Source organism: Mesorhizobium sp. M0184, assembly GCF_040322215.1.
Taxonomy (GTDB): domain Bacteria; phylum Pseudomonadota; class Alphaproteobacteria; order Rhizobiales; family Rhizobiaceae; genus Mesorhizobium.
Genome location: NZ_JAMYSZ010000005.1, coordinates 56,400 through 73,838, shown reverse-complemented (window position 1 = coordinate 73,838; position 17,439 = coordinate 56,400). Strand labels below are relative to the sequence as shown.

Sequence of the window (17,439 nt, the reverse complement as noted above, 5' to 3'; positions counted from 1 at the left end):
GCCAAGATCGACATGGGGCCGCTTACATTCAAGTCATTCGTCAGAAACGGCGGCTTTCTGGCATTCACACCATCCGTCTTCGAATGACCGTTACAACTGCCAGCGCCAGGCAAATGGCACCGAGCGTCATTGGCAGGCCGCCGGCGCCAACAACACCCATGGCGCTGCCCGCCAGCGGCGGCACGGCGATGCCGCCGACGCCCCACATCAGCGAGAAGGCGGCGTTGCCGGCGACCAGTGCCGAGCCGGTGAACCGCTCGCCGAGTTCAATGATCGACATCGTGTAAATGCCGTAGGAAACCGCGCCCCAGATGAAGACGCACGGCCAGATCAGCGGCGTCTCGATGAGAACCGGCAACAGAACGCATCCGAGCACCGTCATCGAAACACAGATGAACCGCACCAGCCGCGCCGTCAGCCGTTCCGCCAGCAGGCCGAGCGGCACCTGCATAGCGATGTTGCCGGCGATCATCACCGACAGCAGCGCCGACATGCGCGCTTCCGCAATGCCATAATGTGTTCCGTAGACCGGCAGCAAGGCGAGCACCGCCTGTTCGAAACCGGCGGCCACGATCACCGCCGATAACAGCAGCCACGCCTGCGGCACGAACCCCAGCACCGAAACGCGGTGCCCGCTCTCGTCGACCTTGGGCAGCCGTGCCAGCACCGAGGCGAGGCAGGCGCCGCAAAACAGGAATGCGGCGATGCCGACGAGAAACGGCGGCCATCCCTCGGTGCCGACCGCAAGCAGGCACAGCGGCCCCGCCGCAAAGCCCGCCGAAATGATGGTCGAATAGATGCCCATGACGCGGCCGCGGCGTGCCGCCGGCGCCAGTGCGATCACCCAGACTTCGCTCAGCACGTAGAGCGGGTTGGTGACGGCGCCGATCAAAAAGCGCAGAGGAAACCACAGATAGACATTTTGCGTCCAGCCGATCAGCGCCAGCACCAGCGCGGAAAGTGCCGCGCAAGTAAGCGCGGTGCGCCCTGCCCCGAAACGCCGTGCCAGCGCCGGAACCAGCGGCGACGAGACGATGAAGCCGATCGGCGTCATTGCCGCCGACAGGCCGATCATGGCCGGCGAGACGCCCTGGCGCTGCAGGATGAAGCTCAACAGCGGATAGCTCAGCCCTTGCGCGATGGCGAACACCGAGACGGTGGCGATCACGCCGGTGATCGCCGCCCATTGCACTGTCTCGCCGCTGTCCTGTTTCGCCCGGTCCATGATGCAGGACTAGCGTTTCGCTTTCATCGCGGTAAGCACCGGCAACGAAAACCGCTTGCGCCAGCCGGAAGAGATAAGAGCCTGACGATCCCTCCGGCTGCCCTTCAGGCATGTCGCTTCCCTCGTCCTAGTGGTCGCCGCCTCCGCAATGGCTGGCCGGCCGGCAGTCCATTATGCCGCCGCATTGCCGCAGCGTACGAGGACTATCATGACCGCCGCCCTTCAGCCCGCCGAACCTGCATTGGCAAACGACCGCGCCCGTCGCGGCGGCCGCGCGGGAAAGCGTGCCGGCGGATCGGCGGCGTTCGAGCAGCCGCCGTTTCGGCAGTTGAAGAACCCGCTGGCGCCGACCCGGCTGGTTTCCGACGACGAGCTGGAATCTATCCACCTCGCCTCTCTGCGCGTGCTGCGGGAAATCGGCGTCGACGTGCTGCATGACGAAGCCCGGCGCATTATGAAGGCGCATGGCGCCGATGTCCGCGAAGGCAGCGAGCGGGTGCGCTTCGACAGTGACATGATCCTGGAACTGGTTGCGCACTGCCCGCCGGAATTCACCATCCACGCCCGCAACCCGGCGCACAACGTGCGCTTCGGCGGCGATAATCTGATCATCTCGATGATGGCGTCGGCGCCCAATTGCTCCGACGTCGACCGCGGCCGCCGGCCGGGCAACCAGCAGGACTACCGCAACTTCCTCAAGCTTGCGCAGATGCACAACATATTGAACTGCACGGGCGGCTATCCGGTCGAGCCGATCGACATCCATCCGTCCGTCCGCCACCTTGAATGCATTCGTGACCTCGCCACGCTGACCGACAAGATGTTCCACATCTATTCGCTCGGCAAGGAGCGCAACGTCGACGGCATCGAGATCACCAGGATCGCACGTGGCATCAGCCATGAGCAGTTGCTTGCAGAGCCGTCGGTATTCACCATCATCAACACCAATTCGCCGCTCAAGCTCGACGTGCCGATGATGGAAGGCATCATCCAGATGTCGAGCAAGGGCCAGGTGGTCATCGTGACGCCGTTCACCCTGTCCGGCGCTATGGCGCCGGTGACGATTGCCGGCGCGCTGGTGCAACAGAATGCCGAGGCGCTGTCAGGCATCGCCTTCGCGCAGATGGTGCGCAAGGGCGCGCCTGTCGGCTACGGCGGCTTCACCTCGAATGTCGACATGAAGTCCGGCGCGCCGGCCTTCGGCACGCCGGAATATATGAAGGCGCAGCTGGTCGGCGGGCAGCTCGCCCGCCGCTACAATATCCCCTACCGCACCTCCAACACCTGCGCCGCCAACACGGTGGATGCGCAGGCCGCCTATGAAAGCGTGTTCTCACTGTGGGGCGCCATCCAGGGCGGCGGCAATCTGATGATGCATGCGGCCGGCTGGCTCGAAGGCGGCCTGCGCTGCTCCTACGAGAAGACCATCCTCGATATAGACCTGTTGCAGATGGTCGCCGAGTTCCTGACGCCGCTCGATCTTTCCGAGGAAGCGCTCGGTTTCGACGCCATACAGTCGGTCGGCCCCGGCGGCCATTTCTTCGGCACCCAGCACACGCAGGACCGCTACAAGACCGCGTTCTATGCGCCTATTATCTCGGACTGGCGCAATTTCGAGAGTTGGGCGGAGGCCGGGTCGCCGACGGCGCTCGAAAAGGCCAATCGCGTCTGGAAGGAACGGCTGGCCTCCTATGAAGAGCCTTACATGGATCCGGCAATCCGGGAGGAGCTCAACGCCTTCGTCGACAAGCGCCGGGCCGAAGGCGGCGCGCCGACCGATTTCTGATCATCTGATGAGTAGTCGACCCCCACTCCGTCTTGATGGCAGGCTGGCCGGAAACATCGCTGTATCCGATCTCCGCTTTGTTTTCGCGCCCCGCTCACTCGATTCAATCTCTTCAAAAACGGATCTATCTTCATGAAATCTCATTCAAAAGCGGTTGTCATCGGCGGCGGGGTCGTTGGCTGCTCGGTGCTCTATCATCTGGCCAAGGCTGGCTGGACCGACATCATGCTGATCGAGCGTTCGGAGCTCACTTCCGGCTCGTCCTGGCATGCGGCGGGCGGCTTCCATACGCTGAACGGCGATCCCAACGTCGCCAAGCTGCAGGCCTATACGGTGCAGCTTTACAAGGAGATCGAGGAGATTTCCGGCCAATCCTGCTCGCTGCACCTGACCGGCGGCGTGATGATGGCCGACACGCCCGAGCGCATGGACTTTTTGCGGCTCGCCCACGCCAAGGGCCGCTATCTCGGCATGGACACCGAACTGATCACGCCGTCCGAAGCCAAGGCGATGTTCCCGCTGATGGACGAGACGAATTTCGTCGGCGCCATGTGGGATCCAGTCGAGGGCCATCTCGACCCTTCCGGCACCACCCATGCGTATGCCAAGGCCGCCAGGAAGCTAGGCGCCGAGATCGTACTGCGCAACCGCGTCGTGGAACTGACGCAGGAGGTCGACGGCACCTGGAACGTCGTCACTGAGCAAGGCACGGTCAAAGCCGAGCATGTGGTCAACTGCGGCGGCCTGTGGGCGCGCGAGATCGGCCGCATGGTCGGCGTCGAACTGCCGGTGCTGGCCATGGAGCACATGTATCTCCTGACCGAGCCGATGCCGGAGGTCGAGGAATTCAACAAGTCGACCGGCCGCGAGATGATTGGCGTGCTCGATTTCAAGGGCGAGATCTATACCCGCCAGGAACGCAACGGCATCCTGCTCGGCACCTATGAAAAGGCCTGCAAGCCGTGGTCGCCGGTCAACACGCCGTGGGATTTCGGCCACGAGCTGCTGCAGCCCGACATCGACCGCATCGCGCCGTCGCTCGAGATCGGCTTCAAGCATTTCCCCGGCATCGAAAAGGCCGGCATCAAGCAGATCATCAACGGCCCCTTCACCTTCGCGCTGGACGGCAACCCGCTGGTCGGCCCGGTGCAGGGCCTGACCAATTTCTGGTGCGCCTGCGCCGTCATGGCCGGCTTCAGCCAGGGCGGCGGCGTCGGCCTGGCGCTGTCGAACTGGATGGTCCATGGCGACCCCGGCTTCGACGTCTGGGGCATGGACGTTGCGCGCTTCGGCGAATGGGCAACGCTGCGCTATACCAACGCAAAGGTCCGCGAAAATTATTCGCGCCGTTTCTCCATCCGCTTTCCCAACGAGGAATTACCGGCGGCAAGACCAGCGCAGACGACCCCGCTTTACGACACCATGCTCGCCAACAACGCCGTCATGGGCGACAGCTGGGGTCTCGAAACCCCGCTCTGGTTCGCGCCGAGAGGCTCGGAGCCGAAGGACGTCGTGTCCTTCCACCGCTCCAATGATTTCCGCCCGATCGGCGAGGAGGTGCGCGCCACCCGCGAGAGGGTCGGCATCACCGAGATCGCCAACTTCGCCAAATACGAAGTCTCCGGGCCAGGGGCCGAGGACTTCCTCAACCGTCTGATGACCAATCGCATGCCGAAGACCGGCCGCATCGTGCTGACGCCCATGCTGAACGAGTTCGGCCGGCTGATCGGCGACTTCACCATCGCCAAGGCGGGCCCAAGGGGTGGGGAAGAACGCTTCATGATCTGGGGTTCTTCGGCAGCGCAAAAATACCACATGCGCTGGTTCGAGAAGCATCTGCCAAAGGATGGAAGCATCCGCATCCACCGCTTCGACCAGACGCTGGTCGGGTTGTCGATCGCCGGGCCGAAATCCCGCGACCTGCTGCAGAAACTGGTCGATGTCGACATCTCGACCAAGGCCTTCCGCTTCATGGATTTCCGCGAGATGGCGGTCGGCGGCGCGCCTTGCATGGTCAATCGCATCACCTACACCGGCGACCTCGGCTACGAGATCTGGATGGCGCCTGCCTACCAGCGCCTGGTCTACAAGGCAATCAAGGAGGCTGGCGAAGAGTTTGGGCTTGTCGATTTCGGCATGCGGGCTTTGCTCTCTATGCGCCTTGAGAAGAACTTCCCGACCTGGTTCCGCGAGTTACGTCCGATCTACGGACCGTTCGAAGGCTCGATGAACCGCTTCATCAAGCTAGAGAAGAACGACTTCATCGGCCGGGAAGCAGCGGCCAAGGAACAGGCAGAAGGGCCGAAACTGCGCCGTGTCTCCTTCATCGTCGATGCCGCAGATGCAGACGTCATGGGCGACGAGCCGATCTGGGCCAAGGTCGGCGGCAAGGATTACGGCACCGTGGAAAAGCCGCATGGCTATGGCGCGCCGCGCTTCGACGCGGGCGGCAAGGAAGTGCGCGGCTCGAACGCCGCCGAAGGAGGCGCGTCTGCCGTGCGCGGCATTGTCGACGGCGACTGGCGGGTGGTCGGCTGGGTCACCTCCGGCGGCTATGCGCATTATGTCGAGAAGTCGATGGCGCAAGGCTATGTACCGGCAGCGCTTGCCGAGAACGAGAGCGCCGGGCTGTTCGAGATCGAAATCCTCGGGCAACGGCGGCCGGCACGCATCAATGTCGAGCCGCCCTTCGACCCGAGCGGCGAAAAGATGAGGACGTAGGCGCAGCCAGCCGGTCGCATTGTGCGGAGCATACTCTTCATGCTAGCGCAGCCGGCAACACTCTGCTGGCAAGGGCGATGAGATTTCATTGAAGTACAATCTGAGATGGGCCGAGTGGCTGGCCGAGGGACGGATCGGCCCCTTCCCGGCGGCGATCGTCATGGTCGCGGCTTACTTTGCCTTGCAGACCATCATACTGTCCCTGTTGAGCTCTTGGGCGGGAACCGGCGTCGGCATCGATGATGCGGAGCAGCTGATCTATGTTCCGTATCTCTGGGCTGGATATGGCGGCTCGCAACCACCCCTGTACACCTGGATCAACTGGCTGGCCGCGCATGTTTTCGGCACCAGTATCTTCACGCTGAAGCTCGTCAAATACTCCGTGCTGTTCCTTGCCGCCTGCAGCGTGTTCGCCGCCATGCGGCGGTTCGGCTACACCAAAGCGACAGCGGCGGCGGCCATGTTCGGCCTGTTTACGATCCCGCAGATCGTCTGGGAATCGCAGCGCGCCTTGTCGCATTCCGTCGCCGTCGTCGGCTTCTGCTCGCTGCTCCTGCTGGCCATGGCCTATCTTCTCGAGCGGCGAAGCATGATCGCCTATGCGGCGTTTGGCCTGGCCACCGCGGCGGCAATTCTTGCCAAATATAATGATGTCTTCCTCGTGGTGGCCCTTGTTGCGGCCGTGCTGTCGCTGCGCGAATGGCGCAGCGCGATCCTCGATCCGAAGTTCGCCATCAGCATAGCGGTCGCGATATTGGTGCTGGCGCCAACCACCTATTGGAGCCTCATGCATCCCGCCGATTTATTGTCGAGAGGCGAAAAGTTCGGAATAGACGCGCAACAAGGGCGCGTGGCGGCGGCCTTTGTCGGCGCCGGCAAGTTTATCATGGGCACCTTCAATTTCGCGGTCTTGCCCGTGCTCGTTTCCGCCCTGGCTTTCTGGCTGGCGAAGTTCCGTTTCTCGGAGCGGCATCCGGAAGGTCCGGCCCGGGAAATTCTGTTGTGGCGTACCTTGGCGCTCGGCTTGGCCATGCTGGCAATACTTGTACTTGCCACCGGCGTGACGGTGGTCAAGGACCGCTGGCTGCTGCCCGTCCTGTTCATGTTGCCGCTGGCCATCGTCGCCACTATGGAACGGCTGGCGCCGCGCGGCAGGAATGCGCAGCTCCTGGTGATCGCGGCTGGAGCGATCATCGCCGTGCTGCTCGCGCCCGCCACCTGGTACGTCCAGGTAAACGGGACCAGTGGCCTCTCGCGGATGATCCGCGTGGATTACCCCGCCCTCTATCGCCAACTGACTGCGGACGGACCGGTCAAAACCGCAATATCTGATGGTGCATGGGTCGGAAACCTGCGGCTGGTCGACGAAAAACTGGTCGCACTTGACCAGGAAGTGCCTAATTTCGAAACGCTGATGAAGGAGCCGGCCGTACTCGTCTGGCTTGACCGCGACGATCCGCGGCCGGTCATTTTGGAGCAGCTCAAAGCGGCCGGCTATGAGCCGGACGGCCAACCACGGCAAATGATGGTTCCGCTGTTGCGCGGCACCGGCAAGTCCGCCCGGGCCGGCGCCTATGTAAGATTGAAGAGAATGGCGGTGGGAGAAGCCACGGCGCCTAAGGAAGGCGTTAGCGGAGGACCCGAGGGTGGACAGGAACCCGACTGACCGGCCCCGTCATCACCGCAAGATCATGCCGTTCGAGCCCGACGGCTCGAATGATGTGCTGCACAAAAAATCGCGGCTGAAGGCCGCTGAACTCAACCAGCATGCGCTGGGCTATGGAGCGCTGGCGGAAGCCGAATGGCAGGCGGCGGGCATTGCTGCTCCTGACCTGCCCGCCATGCGCCGATACCGGCTCGAGCGCATCCGCGCCGAGCTGAAGCGCCGCGACTATGCGGGAGCCCTGCTCTACGATCCGGTCAACATCCGCTATGCCACCGACGCAACCAACATGCAGCTCTGGGTCGCACACAATCGGACCAGGCATTGTTTCGTTGCCACCGATGGCCCGGTGGTGCTGTTCGACTATTTCTCCTGCGAGCACCTTTCCGATCATTCCGGCGTCGTCGACGAGGTGCGGCCGGCGGTGTCGTGGGCTTATCTGTACAGCGGCGAGCTGACCGGTCAAAAAGTCCGCCGCTGGGCAGCCGGCATCGCCGACCTGGTATTGAAACATGGCGGCGGCAATCGCCGCATCGCCGTCGACCACATCAATCCCGAGGGCATCGAAGAGCTCGCCCGCCTCGGCATCTCGACCGGCAATGGCGAGGCGGTGATGGAAAATGCGCGGCTGATCAAATCGCCCGACGAAATCCTTGCCATGCGCCGGGCGATCGCCGCTTGCGAGGCGGCAATGGGCGAGATGGAGAAGGCGCTGAGGCCTGGCATCTCCGAGAACGAATTGTGGGCCGAACTCCATCGCGGCAACATCGCGCGCGGCGGCGAATGGATCGAAACCCGGCTCCTGTCGTCGGGCCCGCGCACCAATCCATGGTTCCAGGAGTGTTCGTCGCGGACGATCGAGGCCGGCGAGCTCGTCGCTTTCGACACCGACCTGATCGGTCCTTACGGCTTCTGCGCCGACCTTTCGCGCACCTGGCTTTGCGGTGATGCGCCGCCGTCGCAGGAGCAGCGCGACCTGTTCCGCATCGCCGCCGACCAGATCGCCCACAACACCGAGCTGATGCGGCCGGGCATATCGTTCCGCGACCTCGTCGAGGGCTCGTCAGTGCCACCGGGAGACTGCTTCCCGGCCCGTTACGGGGTGCTCTATCACGGCGTCGGCCTTGCCGACGAATACCCGACTTTGCCGCATGCTAGCGACTGGACCGACGACACACCGGACGGAGTGCTCGAACCTGGCATGGTGCTGTGCGTCGAGAGCTATATCGGTCGGCTTGGCGGCTACGAAGGCGTCAAGATCGAAGAACAGATCCTGATCACTGAAACCGGCAACGAGAAGCTTTCGACCTACCCGCTCGACAATCGGCTGCTTGGCGGCTGAGCGACGCTAATGCATGTCGCGCAAAAGTGTGCAGCGGCTTTGCGATAACGACATGCATAAAACAAGAATCTAAAGCGCGTCGCATGAGGCCGACCGAACGCGACGCGCTTTACGTGAGCGCCGCGATCGCCTCGCGCATCGCAGCGACGATCGTTTCCGGCGTCGTCCTGGCCGTGATGAACGGCAAGCCTTTGCGCCGCCTTGTCCAGCCGACGACCGTCACCTTCTGCGCCGCCGGCTCGAAACTCTGCGCCAGCGCCCAGCTCTCGCAATCGATCGCCGCGACGTCCGCCCTGCCCTCGGCAACGGCAACGATCGAAGCACGGTGCCCACAGCTTTCGCTCAGCGCGGAAAAGATATCCAGACTCTCGCCCAATGCTTGCAGGTCGCGGGCTGGCGCGATGATGCCCGACATGGAATCGAGGCTGTTGAAGGTGAAGCGCTTGCTGCGAAGCTGATCGAGCGGAATGACGGCACCGCCGTCGGCCGGCGCCCTTGCCGGCGGTGCCTCGCCCGCCCTCATGACGATGGCGCTCGAATAGAGTTCGCCCTGTCCACCTTCGAAGGCGTCGTAACGCGGCTGGCCGACGAGTTGGACACGCTGCGACAGGCCGAGTTCCATCGGTCCCCAGCAGGTTTGCGCAAAGAGCAGCGCCGGATGCAGCCAGAGCTGGTGAAAATCCAGTTCGTCCGGCGGCAATGTCGCCGGATCGGGCGCGATGGGTTTTCCCTGATCGTCGCGAATACCGCCAGGCACGGGGGGCAAATCGCCGGTGCGGCGGATGATCGTCTCCGGCGCATCGATGCCTTTTTGTCTGAAAGCATCGCGCAGCCGCGCCCATTGCGCGTCGACATCGTCCCGCGCTTCCGGCCAGTCGTACATCGGCAAAGCCGCAATGAATTCGCTCATGCCGGGATTTGACCGTTATGCGGGGAAATTGGCAAGGTCAGGAAAGCGTCGTCCGCGCGGCACCGCCTGCAACAACGCAAGAATCATTCTTTCGGCGGCTCGGCGGGTACCGGTGCGCTGCCAAGCCCATTGAGGCTGCGTGCCCTGACGCGCGGCTTGAATGCGCGTCCTGGTTCCGGCATGCGCCGCAGCACGGGATGGACGACCGGCTCCTTCGCCTTGAAGGCATAGGCCTTGAGCAGCGCGAAATAGTTCGGATAGGCGTAGCCATTGTTCATCCGCAGCCATTCGTCGCGGCGGTCGCGAAACACCTTCGGCAGCCTGTACCAGGCCACCGTCGGGCTCTTGTGATGGACGAAATGCAGATTGTTGTTGAGGAACAGGAAGGACAGCGGCGAGCGCTCGACGATGATCGTGCGGCCTTCCGGATGTTCAGACCATTGGTGCTCGGCGTAGGTGCGGATCGAAATCAGCGACTGCCCAAGCCACACCGGCACCAGTATGTAGAGCCATAACGGCATGCCGAAGCCGAACTGCACGACAGGCAGCACCACGACGAGGCCGATCGCATGCAGCAGCCATGCCTTGCGGATGGACTTGTCGCCCGCGGCAACCTGCCTGGCGTCGTCGATGAAAAAGCCGATGCAGGAAAGCCACGGGCCTAGCACCAAACGCCCGATCATCGTGTTGTTGACCTTCAGCAGGAATTTCATCGCCGACGGCAGCTCCTCGTGCTGCCAGAGAGCCTTGTAATAGCTTTCGGGATCATCGAGCGGATCGGTCAGGCGCTCGTCTGCATGGTGGCGCAGGTGAATGGTCTTGAACCGGCGAAACGGCCAGACAAGGCCAATCGGCAGGAACACAAAGGCTTCGTTGAGCCGCGCATTCCGGGTTGGGTGGCCGTGCAGGACCTCGTGCATCAGCGAGGATTGCAGCGCCGCAATCAGGGTCAGAAAGGCGAGTGCCAGCAGCGGGTAAGAGGGCCAGAGCAGGAAGCCGGTAGCGAGCCAGCCGCCGTAGCAGAGAAGTGCGAGAAATACGGTCGGCCATTCGATGGTCGCTGCGCCGTGTCGCCTGTTGCCCATGCTCGTCATGCTATCGACCACTGCCTTCCAGTCGCCGGAACCCGTTTGATTCCTGACAACATTGTGTCAGGAGCGTTGCGTCGGCGCAACGCGATAAAGCGCACAACCTGTTGCGATTGCGCATTTTCAGCTGCATATGTTATGTATTGTAAACAACCAACAGGATTCATTTACGCCTGAAGCCCGCGTTCGCGGCTTTCAGCGCAAATTTTTCCTCCTATTGAATGGGGCGGCGATTTGGACAAGCGCAACCTGTCGACGATCTTTCGCGAGCGCCTGAAAATGCTCTTGACAAGGTCCGATTTGAACCAATCAGCCTTCGCCGCCGCGGTTGGCATCGACCGTTCGGCACTGTCGCAGCTGCTCTCCGGCGCCTCGACCCGCCTTCCCCGCGCCGAAACGCTGCTCAACATCGCCGCCGAATTCAAAGTCTCGCTCGACTGGCTGCTCGGCCTCAGCCACGACGAGGGTGTTACCGGCGAAATCCGCGAGAGCCTTGAGATCGAGGAGGCGCCGGACGGCTTCGACCGCACGCTGCTGGCTCGCTGGCATGCCGAGGCGGCGGGAACGAAAATCCGCTACGTGCCGGCCGGCATTCCCGATCTTCTGCGCACCGAGGCGCTTGTCGACTACGAAGCCGTCATCGCCAACAAGAGCCGCGAGGCACAGGCCGGCGAAACGCAGTACCGCATCGACTACAACCGACGGCCCGAAACCGACATGGAAGTCTGTATGCCGCGCCACACGCTGGAGATCTTCGCGCGCGGGCTGGGCGTGTGGGACCGCTTTCCGGAGGCCGACCGCCACCAGCAGCTCCTGCACATGGCGACGCTGCTCGACGACCTCTATCCCACCTTCCGCCTGTTTCTCTATGACGGGCGGATGCGCTATTCGATCCCCTACACCATCTTCGGGCCCTATCGCGCCGCCATTTACGTCGGCGACATGTATCTGGTTCTGAACGCCACGCAGCCGATCCGCATCCTGACCAGCCATTTCGACAATCTGATCCGTGCCGCGGACGTCAACGCGCATGAAGCGGCCAGCTTCACACGAAAGCTGGCGGAGATGCGATTTTGACCGGTTGCTCTACGTGCCGACATTGACGGCACATAAAGAATTCTTTATATCCTTATCTCAGTTATTCTTCCGGGAAGGCGTATTTCACATGACCAATCCGATCAACGCTCTGCTTGCCGAAAAGGGCGTCCTGCTCGCCGATGGCGCCACCGGCACGAATCTGTTCGCCATGGGCCTTGAGGCCGGAGAGGCTCCCGAGCTCTTGAACGAGACCGCGCCCGACACCATCACCAGCCTGCACCAGAACTTTGTCGATGCCGGCGCCGACATCATCCTGACCAACTCTTTTGGCGGCACCCGCCATCGGCTCAAGCTGCACCACGCGCAGGACCGGGTCTATGCGCTGAACAAGCGCGCGGCCGAGATCGCAAGCGCCGTCGCCGGCAACGCCGGCCGCAAGGTGATCGTGGCCGGCTCCGTCGGCCCGACCGGCGAGCTGCTGGTGCCGCTCGGCGCCATGACCTATGACGAGGCGGTCGAAGCCTTTGCCGAGCAGATTGAGGGGCTGAAGGCCGGCGGCGCCGAAGTCGCCTGGATCGAAACCATGTCGGCGCCTGACGAAATCCGCGCCGCCGCCGAAGCCGCCATCCGCGTCGGCCTGCCCTATACCTATACCGGCTCCTTCGACACCGCCGGCCGCACCATGATGGGACTGCTGCCGAAGGACATCCACGGCGTCGTCGATGGCCTGTCGCAGACACCGCTCGGTGTCGGCGCCAATTGCGGTGTCGGCGCCTCCGACATTCTCGCGTCGCTGCTCGACATGACCGAGGCGAAGCCGGAAGCAACGGTGATCGTCAAGGGCAATTGCGGCATTCCCGAATTTCGCGGTGCCGAGATCTACTATTCCGGCACACCCGAGCTGATGGCCGACTATGTGCGCCTCGCCGTCGATGCAGGCGCCAAAATCGTCGGCGGCTGCTGCGGCACCTCGTTCCAGCACCTCGCCGCAATGCGCAAGGCGCTCGATGCGCACACCAAGTCGGATCGCCCGACCGTCGAGCAGATCGTCGAACGCATCGGCCCGATGCGCAACAAGCAGGCTACGGTCAATGTCGCCGAGACCAGCGAAGCCCGCCGCGAGCGGCGCCGCGGACGCGCCTGACGCTTTCGTCTGCGACATGGTCCGCGCGAAGCGGTGCGGCCGCGAAAAAAGGCCGGCAAGGTTTCCCTCGCCGGCCTGCCTCACTCGCCCGTAGGCCGGCTCCCCCTATCAGAACGATCCCATCTGAAAGAAACCGGCCGTCATTGCCACTACCGGTTACCGCCGAGCGCCGAGGCAAGGCGCACAAGCGAGAGGAACTCGGACCGGTATCCAAACGGATCGGCTCCTCTGGCGGCGGTGGCAATCTGCATGATCTTGTCGTAGCCGAACTTCGCGGTAGCATCCTCGTCGCGCAGCTTCTGGCCGAAGGCAGCAACGGCAACAGAGAAACGCTGGTCGGTGCTGGCCTGGTCGAACGACGCCACCTCATTGGCTGACGTTACCGGCGTGGTGATCAGCTTCGAGGTGTCCTCGTTCGGCAGCTTGTAGCGGATCTTGACGAAAGCATATTCGTCGGCATTGGCGACACCGCCATTGTTCACCGAGGCCTGGCCGTAGCGCAACTGGTCGATCTGTTCGCCGCCGCTGCCCTTAGGCGTGATCTCGTAGATCGCGGTGACTGAATGACCTGAGCCGATCTCGCCGGCATCGACCCGGTCATTGTTGAAATCCTCTCGATTCAAGGCGCGGGTTTCGTAGCCAATCAGCCGGTACTCCGAGACCTTGTTCGGGTTGAACTCGACCTGGATCTTCACGTCCTTGGCGATGGTGAACAGTGTCGAGGAGGCATCCTCGACCAGCACCTTCTCGGCCTCCGCCAATGTATCGATGTAGGCAGCAGTGCCATTGCCGTTCTGGGCGATGGTCTGCATCATCTGGTCGTTCAGATTGTCGCGGCCGAAGCCGAACACCGACAGGAATACGCCTGTCTTGCGCTCCTTTTCGATCAGCCGCTTCAGGTCGTCGTCGTCGGTCTGGCCGACATTGAAGTCGCCATCGGTGGCGAGCATCACCCGATTGATGCCGTCCTTGACGAAGGATTTCTGCGCCAGCCTGTAGGCTTCCTTGATGCCGGCCTCGCCTGCCGTCGAGCCGCCGGATGTCAGATTGTCGATGGCAGCGAGGATCTTGTCCTTTTCCGAAGCCTTGGTGGGCTCCAGCACGGTACCGGCATCGCCCGCATAGGTGACGATCGAGACGGTGTCGTCAGGTCTCAGCTTGTTGACCAGCAGTCGGAAGGCCGACTGCAGGAGCGGAAGCTTGTCCTGCTCGTTCATCGACCCCGACACATCGATCAGGAAGACCAGATTGGCCCTGGGCTGCTCGGCCGGCTTCACGTCGAAACCCTTGATGGCGACATGCATCAGCCTGGTGTGTTCGTTCCACGGCGTCGGCATGACGCTGACGGTCGAGTTGAACGGCGTCGAGGCGGAGTCCGGGCCTTTCCAGTCATAGGGGAAGTAGTTGACCATCTCCTCGACGCGAACCGTGTCGGCCTGCGGGATAAAGCCTTCCTTCAGCGAGCGCCGGACGAAGGAATAGGAAGCGGTGTCGACATCGATCGAGAAGGTCGAGACCGGGTCTTCAAGTGCGGCATGCACCGGGTTGGTCTTGAAATTCTCGACGCGGTCGCGGTTTTCCTCTTGCGGCAGCATCTGGTCGGCCGGCGCAGCGGCGGGCTGCTGTGCCATCAGCTTGGGCTCGGCAACCGTGCCAGGCATGCGGCCGACCCGCGCGCCGCCATCGGCTGAAGGGGCCGCGGAGCTTGCGTCGCCGTTCAACGCAAGCTCGCTGCTCGGCTGCGGTTCGGGTGCATTGCGGCTGAGCACATCCTGCTGCGTCAGCCCGCCGACTGCGGTCGATTCCGCCTTCGGCGGCGATGTCGGCGCCACAAGCGCCTCGCCGGTGTCGCGGCTTTCACTGTCGGCGTCCGCCTTCTTCTGCTTGTCCGCTTCGGCAACGACCGGCGGTTTGACGGTCGTCGGCTTGTCAGCCAGCGTTTCGGTGATCTTATCCCTGCCGAATTCGGGCCCGCCGAATTTGGATTCCCCCAGCATGTAAATGGTAGCGTATCCGGCGATCGGCAGGGCAACGAGCCCGGCAATGGCCGGCGTGGCGAAGAGTTTCTTTTGCATGATTTCGCTCCAGAGCCTTTGTGCTCGCTCTGTGAGACGAACCCCGCCTGCCGATCCTTGGGCGGCAGGCAAAGTTTTTTCTTCCATGTCATAGGCGCGCAGCGCGGCCTGGAGGGCACGCGCCTTTGCGTCCGCGTCCGGCGCCGGTGCTGCGATGTCGCGCAGTCTGTTCAGTTCGTTGTCGTCGACCATGGTCACACTTCCCCGGCTGAACGCATCAGCGTCTTCAACCGTTTCTTCGCTTCATGGATGTGCCAGGAAACCGTCGTCTCCGAGATCGCCATCGCCTCGGCGGCGGCTGCGTGGCTCAGCCCTTCGCCATAGACCAGCAGCACCGCGTCGCGCTGCTTGTCCGGCAGCTTGCGTACCGCTGCCCAGAGCGCCTCGGCCGGGTCTTCCGGCTCGGCCGAGATTTCCCCCGAAATCAGCGCATAGGCGCCATAGGCCTCGGTCTTGACCGTCTCGCGGGCGGTCTTGCGCATCATGTCGCGCGCCGCATTCAGCGTCATGGTGTAGAGCCACGTCGTGAAGGCACCGCTGCCGTGATAGTCGCGGATCGCCCGCCCGAGCCGGACGCAGACTTCCTGGGCGATATCCTCGGCGTCGGCCTTTTTCCCGCACCAGCGATAGGCGGCGCGATAGACGAAACCATAGTGCCTTTCGAGCAACTTGCCGAAAGCACCCCGGTCTCCGCCCTTCGCCCGTCCGATCAGTTCGGCGTCGGAGGCTTCGCTTTCGTCCAGCATCATCGCCATCATTTGCCTGTTGGACGAAGGCTAATGGCGGTTCCTTGGGGCGATGGAAAGAATTTTTTGGCGGGCGGTCACGTCGTAATGGTTGGCGTGCCTTGGCCGAGCGTCTCCGCAAACAGCATCGTCAGCCGCTTCCAGTGGCGTTCGGCGCCGGCTGCATCGAAGGCACTATGGTCCGGCATGCACCAGCCATGCGCCATGCCGGCATAGTTCTCTATGACATGATCGACCTCGGCGGCGCGCAGTGTTTCGGCCAGCCGCGCCGATTGCTCCGGCGGAAAGCTGCGGTCGACACCGGCGGTGCCGATATAGACCCTTGCCTTGAGTGAGGCGGCCTTCCGGTGCGGACTGTCGGCGGCGTCACCGGCCAGATTGCCACCGTGGAAACTGGCAGCAGCGGCGATGCGGTCGGAATAGCTGGCCGCCGCGTTCAGCGCCCGCGCTCCGCCCATGCAGTAGCCGACAATGCCGACCGGCCCGGTCAGGCCTTGCGCAGCGAGCGCATCGAGGAACGCGCCGCTGTCGCGGATCGTCATCTCCTGGGTCGTGCCGCCGACGAGACCTGTGATTGCGGCCTTGCTCCTCTCGTCACTGAACGCAGTCTTGGCTTCGAAAGGGCCGTAGGGCGCGTTGCGGTAAAAAAGGTCCGGCACCAGCACCGCATAGCCTTCGTCGGTAAGCCTTTCCGCCATCTGGTCGAGCGCCGGTCGCGGGCCAAAAGCGTCCATGTAGAGGATGATCGCTGCCTTGGCTGGGGCTGCCGAGCGGAACAGCCCGGCTTTGGCCATGCCGTCACTCGTCTTGATCTGGATCGCTTGCTTGGCCATCGCCCGCTCCGTTGACGTGTCGTGCGATAGATATCCGCGCTGACCGTCGCCGCAAGCTGTAATGAGGCGATCTGCTTCAAGATTTCGTGCGGCATTCGGCGACGCTACAGACGCGCGAATGCTGCCATGTGAAAGGCCTGAACCTCGGCCGGATAGCGATAATCGGTGCCGTAAGGACAGGCGTTGCGATCAAGGCAGCCGCCGGTCCGGCAGGGCGCGCCGTTTTGCCCGCGCACATGGGCCAGACAGGTTTCATGTGCAAAACCATTCGCAGAATAAGCCTCGACCGGACAGGATTTCAGGCAAGGTTTTTCGGCACATGTGTCGCAAAGGTGAATCACGTCGCGGGGTTCTTGGAGCGCAATTTCGTCTTCGAACAGCAGCGCGCCGCGATAGGCATGCCAGAGCCCATATTGCGGATGCATGAGAACGCCGAGCGGCGACGGCTTCAGCCCCTCCGCACGCATCGCCCATTGCTGGAATGGCAGATAAGGCCTGTCGGACGGCGACACCGCGCGTGCCCCGAATCTTTCGGCCACCGCGCCGATCACTTCGCGAGACCATCTGTCGAGCGGATCGTCGATCGGCTGTGACTGTCTCTCCAGCCAGCGCAGGAAGTGCGGCCAAGGTGCGGCACCCGCCTGCCCCACCAGCAGAACGGATCTGGCGGCAGCGCCGGAGAGACCGGAAGGTGTCTCCTCAGCACCTGCAAAATTGAAGCCGCCGCGAAGCATAAGGCCATGGACGGAAAGTGCCGCCGCGATTGTTTGAGTCATGCCGCGCTCGGGATCACCCCTTCTTGTCCGGGTCGGAGAAGGCGCTCCGCCAGACTTCCTTGTGGATGATGTTGGCGACTTTAGCCCCGCCT

At 63.0% G+C, this 17,439-nt stretch carries 13 protein-coding genes; 6 read left to right on the top strand and 7 right to left on the bottom strand.

What is annotated here, in order from left to right:
* Window positions 1-64: 64 nt before the first annotated feature.
* A complete protein-coding gene (locus tag NKJ23_RS08655; protein ID WP_352679983.1) occupies window positions 65-1,225 on the bottom strand; it encodes an MFS transporter in 1,161 nt (386 codons plus the stop codon).
* A 208-nt stretch (window positions 1,226-1,433) separates the two neighbouring features.
* Here NKJ23_RS08655 and NKJ23_RS08650 point away from each other — a divergent pair, with 208 nt between their 5' ends.
* From NKJ23_RS08650 to NKJ23_RS08635, 4 genes are all read left to right on the top strand, one after another.
* Window positions 1,434-3,011 carry a trimethylamine methyltransferase family protein gene (locus NKJ23_RS08650; RefSeq protein ID WP_023676493.1) on the top strand — a complete coding sequence of 526 codons (1,578 nt, stop codon included), beginning with the start codon at window positions 1,434-1,436 and terminating at the stop codon, window positions 3,009-3,011.
* 132 nt (window positions 3,012-3,143) lie between these two features.
* A complete protein-coding gene (locus NKJ23_RS08645) occupies window positions 3,144-5,732 on the top strand; it encodes a GcvT family protein (RefSeq protein ID WP_352679981.1) in 2,589 nt (862 codons plus the stop codon).
* An 88-nt stretch (window positions 5,733-5,820) separates the two neighbouring features.
* Entirely contained in the window at window positions 5,821-7,398 is a 1,578-nt protein-coding gene (locus tag NKJ23_RS08640; protein WP_352500943.1) for an ArnT family glycosyltransferase, read from the top strand.
* Between the two features lie 25 nt (window positions 7,399-7,423).
* Window positions 7,424-8,737: a M24 family metallopeptidase gene (locus NKJ23_RS08635; RefSeq protein ID WP_352680149.1), complete on the top strand. Its 1,314-nt coding sequence runs from the start codon at window positions 7,424-7,426 to the stop codon at window positions 8,735-8,737.
* A gap of 109 nt (window positions 8,738-8,846) precedes the next feature.
* On the opposite strand, the gene NKJ23_RS08630 is transcribed toward NKJ23_RS08635, so the two are convergent.
* Together NKJ23_RS08630 and NKJ23_RS08625 are read right to left on the bottom strand one after the other, a co-directional pair.
* Window positions 8,847-9,647 (bottom strand): phosphate/phosphite/phosphonate ABC transporter substrate-binding protein, encoded by an 801-nt coding sequence (locus tag NKJ23_RS08630; RefSeq protein WP_352500944.1) that lies wholly within the window; start codon window positions 9,645-9,647, stop codon window positions 8,847-8,849.
* 83 nt (window positions 9,648-9,730) lie between these two features.
* On the bottom strand, window positions 9,731-10,741 hold the full coding sequence (locus NKJ23_RS08625; protein WP_352679978.1) for a fatty acid desaturase: 1,011 nt from the start codon (window positions 10,739-10,741) through the stop codon (window positions 9,731-9,733).
* Window positions 10,742-10,969: 228 nt separating this feature from the next.
* Between NKJ23_RS08625 and NKJ23_RS08620 the strand changes: the two genes are divergently transcribed.
* Together NKJ23_RS08620 and bmt are read left to right on the top strand one after the other, a co-directional pair.
* Window positions 10,970-11,812 carry a helix-turn-helix domain-containing protein gene (locus tag NKJ23_RS08620; RefSeq protein WP_352679976.1) on the top strand — a complete coding sequence of 281 codons (843 nt, stop codon included), beginning with the start codon at window positions 10,970-10,972 and terminating at the stop codon, window positions 11,810-11,812.
* An 88-nt stretch (window positions 11,813-11,900) separates the two neighbouring features.
* The gene (gene bmt / locus NKJ23_RS08615; RefSeq protein WP_352470298.1) at window positions 11,901-12,917 is read left to right on the top strand and encodes a betaine--homocysteine S-methyltransferase; all 1,017 of its coding nucleotides are present in this window, start codon (window positions 11,901-11,903) and stop codon (window positions 12,915-12,917) included.
* 149 nt (window positions 12,918-13,066) lie between these two features.
* Here the strand turns inward: bmt and NKJ23_RS08610 are convergent, their stop codons facing one another.
* The 4 genes from NKJ23_RS08610 to NKJ23_RS08595 form a co-directional block, all read right to left on the bottom strand.
* A complete protein-coding gene (locus tag NKJ23_RS08610) occupies window positions 13,067-15,184 on the bottom strand; it encodes a vWA domain-containing protein (protein ID WP_352679975.1) in 2,118 nt (705 codons plus the stop codon).
* A 2-nt stretch (window positions 15,185-15,186) separates the two neighbouring features.
* Window positions 15,187-15,747 (bottom strand): RNA polymerase sigma factor, encoded by a 561-nt coding sequence (locus NKJ23_RS08605; protein WP_352452095.1) that lies wholly within the window; start codon window positions 15,745-15,747, stop codon window positions 15,187-15,189.
* Between the two features lie 68 nt (window positions 15,748-15,815).
* The gene (locus NKJ23_RS08600) at window positions 15,816-16,571 is read right to left on the bottom strand and encodes a dienelactone hydrolase family protein (protein WP_352679974.1); all 756 of its coding nucleotides are present in this window, start codon (window positions 16,569-16,571) and stop codon (window positions 15,816-15,818) included.
* Between the two features lie 104 nt (window positions 16,572-16,675).
* Window positions 16,676-17,347 (bottom strand): hypothetical protein, encoded by a 672-nt coding sequence (locus NKJ23_RS08595; protein WP_352679972.1) that lies wholly within the window; start codon window positions 17,345-17,347, stop codon window positions 16,676-16,678.
* Window positions 17,348-17,439 lie beyond the last annotated feature (92 nt).

Bases quoted from the DNA above. Each gene is read 5' to 3' on its own strand.
- NKJ23_RS08630 (WP_352500944.1), bottom strand. From the start codon at position 9,647: ATGAGCGAATTCATTGCGGCTTTGCCGATGTACGACTGGCCGGAAGCG.
- NKJ23_RS08610 (WP_352679975.1), bottom strand. From the start codon at position 15,184: ATGGTCGACGACAACGAACTGAACAGACTGCGCGACATCGCAGCACCG.
- NKJ23_RS08605 (WP_352452095.1), bottom strand. From the start codon at position 15,747: ATGGCGATGATGCTGGACGAAAGCGAAGCCTCCGACGCCGAACTGATC.
- bmt (WP_352470298.1), top strand. From the start codon at position 11,901: ATGACCAATCCGATCAACGCTCTGCTTGCCGAAAAGGGCGTCCTGCTC.
- NKJ23_RS08645 (WP_352679981.1), top strand. From the start codon at position 3,144: ATGAAATCTCATTCAAAAGCGGTTGTCATCGGCGGCGGGGTCGTTGGC.
- NKJ23_RS08655 (WP_352679983.1), bottom strand. From the start codon at position 1,225: ATGGACCGGGCGAAACAGGACAGCGGCGAGACAGTGCAATGGGCGGCG.
- NKJ23_RS08650 (WP_023676493.1), top strand. From the start codon at position 1,434: ATGACCGCCGCCCTTCAGCCCGCCGAACCTGCATTGGCAAACGACCGC.
- NKJ23_RS08635 (WP_352680149.1), top strand. From the start codon at position 7,424: ATGCCGTTCGAGCCCGACGGCTCGAATGATGTGCTGCACAAAAAATCG.
- NKJ23_RS08595 (WP_352679972.1), bottom strand. From the start codon at position 17,347: ATGACTCAAACAATCGCGGCGGCACTTTCCGTCCATGGCCTTATGCTT.
- NKJ23_RS08625 (WP_352679978.1), bottom strand. From the start codon at position 10,741: ATGACGAGCATGGGCAACAGGCGACACGGCGCAGCGACCATCGAATGG.
- NKJ23_RS08600 (WP_352679974.1), bottom strand. From the start codon at position 16,571: ATGGCCAAGCAAGCGATCCAGATCAAGACGAGTGACGGCATGGCCAAA.